Genomic DNA, 3,954 nt, shown 5'->3' with positions numbered 1-3,954 from the left:
GTTTAAGGAGGTCTCTTGGAGTGAGAAAATTTCTGATTGCGTTGTCCCTGGTTTTGGTCCTGGCGTCCGTCGGCATGGCGGCCGAGCTGTACGCGGGCGAGGAGGCCCTGGCGGCGGCGGCCAAGGCGGAGAAGGGCCTGAACAGCTACGACACGGGCCCGACCTGGGCCAACTGGCAGGCGCTCTTCGAAGGATTCGAGAAGCGCTACGGGATCGAGATCGCCTTCAACGATCTGGGCAGTGGGGCCACGGTCGTACGTCTGGACAAGGAACGCAACAACCCGCAGGGCGACACGGCCTACTACTTCATGCCCTCCGGTGCGGAGGCCGGAAAGCGCGGCCTTACCGAGCCCTTCAAGCCGATCAATTTCGATCGCATTCCCGATATCCTGAAGGACCCCGAGGGCAAATGGTTCTGCATCCATAAAATGACCGTCTGTTTCGCCGTCAACAAGAACCTGGTAAAGGAGACCCCCCGAAGCTGGGCCGATCTCCTGAAACCGGAATACGCCAAGTCCATCGTCTATCTCGACCCGCGCACAGCCGGAATCGGCTACGCCATCGTCCTCTCCAGCATCCACGCCCAGGGCGGCGACCTGGACCACCCCGAGGCGGGCATCGACTACCTGGCGAAACTCCAGCAGAGCGGCAACATCCGCATGATCGAGAAGACCACCGAGTTCGACAAGTTCGTCAAGGGCGAGATCCCGATCTGGATCACCTACGACGCCAACGCCTACCGCGCCAAGTACATCGCGGAGCTGGGCGACGCCGTGGACATCGTCATCCCCGAGGAGGGCAGCGTGACCGCCCCCTACGCGATCAGCCTGGTGAAGGACGCGCCCAACCCCAACGCGGGCAAGCTGTGGCTGAACTACATCCTCTCGGACGAGGGGCAGGGGCTCTTCGCCAAAGGTTTCGTACGCCCAATCCTGCCCAATTTCGAGTTCCCCGAGGAGGTCCGTTCCAAGTTCCTCCCCGCCGCGGACTACGAGCGCGCCAAGGACCTTGACTGGGTGAAGGCGGCAGAGGTCCAGAAGACGCTCGCCTCGCTCTGGGGGTCCAAGGTCCTCGGGGAAGACTAGGCTTTGGAAAACCGAAAGTATCTCTATTTGTTGCTGTTGCCTGTGGCGGCCGTGCTGATCTGTTTTCTGGCATGGCCGCTGCTGCTGGTCGTCTGGGAGAGCCTCTTCGTAGAGGGCAGGCTCTCCTACGGCAACTACCTGTCACTCTTCGTCCGAAAGTTGTACCGGGAGTCGCTCTGCACCAGCCTGGGGCTTTCGGTCTCCACGGCGGTGCTCGGAACGGCCCTGGGCCTGCCGATCTCCTACGTCATCCACAGGAGCCGCAGGGCCAAGGGATTCTTGATGGCCCTGACCTCCGTCCCCCTTACCTTCAGCGGGCTGGTCGTGGGCTTTGCCTTCATCGTCCTCCTGGGAACAAGCGGCTTCCTCACCCTGCTCCTGAAGCGTGCCTTCGGGATCGAGCCCCTGGAGTTCTCCGCATTCCTCTTCACTTGGCGCGGGCTGATCGTGGCTTACCTCTATTTTCTGATCCCAAGGACGATCCTGACGCTGACCGTGGCGTGGAGCAATATGGACTGGAGCCTGATCGAGGCGGCACAAAGCCTCGGCGCCGGACGCAGCACGATCCTGCTCAGGGTGCTGCTCCCCATGTTGCTGCCCTCGCTCCTCTCCGGCTCCTCACTGCTCTTTGCCGTGAGCATGGGGGCCTTCGGAACCGCATTCGCCCTGACGGGGACGTCCGTGAAGATCCTGCCCATGGTCATCTACACGCAGGTCTCCGACATGTCGACGGACATCGCCCAGGCAGACGCTCTGGCCGTCGTCCTGACCCTGGTTACCACAGGGGTTATCGTGCTCTACGAGCGCTTTTTCCGTCCCGCGGGGACATAATTCCCCCCGTTACGAACGGGGGGCAGACTCATGCCCCCCCCACCGCCGCCATCCTCACTTCTTCTCGTACTCCTTCAGCATGGCGGCGTACTCCGCCTCGCAGCCCTTGCGGATGTGGTACACGTAATCGTCGTTCGGGAACTTCCCCGTCCTCACGTCCTCCGCGTAGGCCTTGAACGCGTTCGTGATCACCTCCGCGATATTCGCGTACTTCTTCACGAACTTCGGCGTGAACGCCTGGAACTGGCCCAGCATGTCCCCGCAGATGATGAGCTGCCCATCGCACGGCCAGCCCGCTCCGATGGAATACACCGGGATGGAGAGGCGTTTCGTGATGAACTCCGTCAACTCCGGCGGGATGCCCTCCACCAGGAGCGCGTAGGCCCCCGCCCGCTCCACCGCCAGCGCGTCCTCGATCACGTAGCGGGCCGAATCCGGCGTCACGCCCTGCGCCTTGAACCCGCCCATCGGGCCGGAGCTCTGCGGCGTCAGGCCGATGTGCCCGCACACCAGCACCCCGCTGTCCGCGATGGCCTTGATGCGGCTCTCCACGCGCACCCCGCCCTCCAGCTTGACGGCATCGACGTCCGCCTCCTTGAAGAAGCGCACCGCGTTCTCCACGGCCTGCTCGTCCGAGACCTGATACGAGCCGAACGGCATGTCGCCCATCACGAAGGTGTTCGGCGCTCCCCGGCGGACGGCCTTGCAGTGACTGATGCAGTCCTCCATCGTAACGGGGATCGTGCCCGGGTAGCCCAGCACCACCATGCCCAGGGAGTCGCCCACCAGGATCATGTCCAGGCCCGCCGCCTCCGCGAACATCGCCGTCGGGAAGTCGTAGGCCGTGATCCACGTCACCTTCTCCCCGTTCTTCTTCATCTCCAGAAACTCCAGGCGTCCCTTCTTCTTTGCCATGACGAACTCTCCTTTCTCTCGTTCAGGGATTCAGCTCCTGAGATTTCAATACAGCAACCGCCTCAGCGATAATGCACCTTCGATTGGTCCAGCTTCGAGAGGTCGTAGTCTTCCTTCGTCTCGTCCTTGAAGCCGATGGCCAGAAGGCACAGGACGGAGAGGCGCTCGGGGATGTCCAGCATCCGCCTCGCCGCATCCTCGGCCGTCCCCTCCCCGCAGGGACGCCTTCGGACCTGAATCCAGCAGCATCCCAGACCCAGGGCCTCCGCCTCGAGAAAAATCTGCGTGGCGGCGATGGAGGCGTCCTCCTCCCAGACGTCGCTGACGGCGGGATCGGCCGTCACGGCTACCGCCAGAGCGACCGTCCTCAAGGCATCCCCGCCCGCGTCGCGGCAGTCCGCAAGCCGCGCTACCACCGCCCGGTCCCGGACGAAGAAAAGCTCCACGGGCTTTCTGTTCTTTGCCGAGGGGGCCAGAAGCCCCGCGTGGACCAGCGCCTTGACCTGCGGATCGCTCAAAACGCCGCTTGTAAACTTCCGAATGCTCCTGCGCCGTTCCAGAAGTTCAAGCATGGGTCCTCATCCTTTCGTTTTCGGAATATTTACAGGGCCATTATCCATTATACCCAAAATCCCCCCGCACAGGCCGCAGGGGCATCTTTTTGTTGTGGGAACCGGGGACATCTGATAAAATTCGCTGGAACCGTCTTATCCGGGACGGCGTTTCACAGCAGGGAGGGATATTCCGTGAACATCAACAGTTTCGACAGGCTGGGGCAGGCCGGGGCCGCCATGATGCAGGACTCCGTCAACCGGGCCGCGGCGGTGGCCGCGTCCGTGAGCTCGGGCGGCATGGACGTCATGGACATCGCGAAGTCGTCCGTCGAGCTCAGCCAGGCAAAGGTCCAGATGGCCATGGGCGCCTTTCTCATCCGCACCCAGGAGGAGCTCATGAACTCCACCCTTCAGCTTTTTGGCGTGGGAAAGAACCACAACGCGAAGTACTGAACCCCGGCAGACACGCCAGGGGCTCCGGCGCCGAACGCACCAAGGTCTCAGGAGTATGAGGGCGGCGTCGGCCAATCGGCCGGCGCCGCCTCGCCTTCACACCGCTCTCGCAGACA

At 62.9% G+C, this 3,954-nt stretch carries 5 protein-coding genes; 3 read left to right on the top strand and 2 right to left on the bottom strand.

Annotated elements, in window-relative coordinates; translation table 11 throughout:
* Nucleotides 1-20: 20 nt before the first annotated feature.
* On the top strand, nt 21-1,085 hold the full coding sequence (locus Q0176_RS10345; RefSeq protein WP_299302542.1) for an extracellular solute-binding protein: 1,065 nt from the start codon (nt 21-23) through the stop codon (nt 1,083-1,085).
* Nucleotides 1,086-1,088: 3 nt separating this feature from the next.
* Nucleotides 1,089-1,916, top strand: a complete 828-nt coding sequence (locus Q0176_RS10340; RefSeq protein WP_299302539.1) for an ABC transporter permease subunit — start codon at nt 1,089-1,091, stop codon at nt 1,914-1,916.
* 54 nt (nt 1,917-1,970) lie between these two features.
* Here Q0176_RS10340 and panB read toward each other — a convergent pair whose 3' ends face one another.
* A complete protein-coding gene (gene panB / locus Q0176_RS10335) occupies nt 1,971-2,831 on the bottom strand; it encodes a 3-methyl-2-oxobutanoate hydroxymethyltransferase (RefSeq protein ID WP_299302536.1) in 861 nt (286 codons plus the stop codon).
* 62 nt (nt 2,832-2,893) lie between these two features.
* Complete coding sequence (locus Q0176_RS10330; protein WP_299302534.1) at nt 2,894-3,403, bottom strand: nitroreductase family protein; 510 nt, start codon at nt 3,401-3,403, stop codon at nt 2,894-2,896.
* A gap of 174 nt (nt 3,404-3,577) precedes the next feature.
* Between Q0176_RS10330 and Q0176_RS10325 the strand changes: the two genes are divergently transcribed.
* Complete coding sequence (locus Q0176_RS10325) at nt 3,578-3,838, top strand: hypothetical protein (protein ID WP_299302530.1); 261 nt, start codon at nt 3,578-3,580, stop codon at nt 3,836-3,838.
* Nucleotides 3,839-3,954 lie beyond the last annotated feature (116 nt).

Origin of the sequence: uncultured Fretibacterium sp., from assembly GCF_938040765.1 — a bacterium.
Taxonomy (GTDB): domain Bacteria; phylum Synergistota; class Synergistia; order Synergistales; family Aminobacteriaceae; genus CAJPSE01.
Note: the sequence above shows the minus strand (reverse complement) of the source record. Positions and strands in the feature narration are given on the sequence as shown.

Excerpts from the sequence above, each read along its gene's own strand:
- panB (WP_299302536.1), bottom strand. The coding sequence starts at position 2,831 with ATGGCAAAGAAGAAGGGACGCCTGGAGTTTCTGGAGATGAAGAAGAAC.
- Q0176_RS10330 (WP_299302534.1), bottom strand. The coding sequence starts at position 3,403 with ATGCTTGAACTTCTGGAACGGCGCAGGAGCATTCGGAAGTTTACAAGC.